This is a genomic window from Vogesella mureinivorans, assembly GCF_007644035.1.
GTDB classification, from domain to species: domain Bacteria; phylum Pseudomonadota; class Gammaproteobacteria; order Burkholderiales; family Chromobacteriaceae; genus Vogesella; species Vogesella mureinivorans.
In genome coordinates, this window is record NZ_VMTV02000662.1 from 1 (window position 1) to 295 (window position 295).

The 295-nt window shown below is 58.6% G+C and carries 1 protein-coding gene; it reads right to left on the minus strand.

The window, feature by feature from the left end; translation table 11 throughout:
- A partial coding sequence (locus FLQ44_RS17190) for an ATP-binding protein (RefSeq protein ID WP_500692553.1) occupies positions 1-295 on the minus strand: 295 nt, incomplete at both ends.

Genomic DNA, 295 nt, shown 5'->3' on the forward strand with positions numbered 1-295 from the left:
GCCTTGGCCAGCGCGACCGCCTGCTCGCCCAGCTTCGCGCCGGTCTCATGATCCAGAAACGCCGCTAGCGCTTCCTCGATCTCCTTCTGGTTGCGCCGCTGGATCGAGCATTCCCGCTCACCCAGCGAGATACAGTTGCCCAGTGAATCCGCCAGGATCTGGATTTCAATGTGGCGGGGCTCTTCGATGAATTTCTCGATGAAAATCCTGTCATCGCCAAACGAGGACGCAGCCTCCGATTTCGAGCGATCAAAGGCCTCTTTGACCTCGCTTTCGGAATGGGCAATGCGCATGC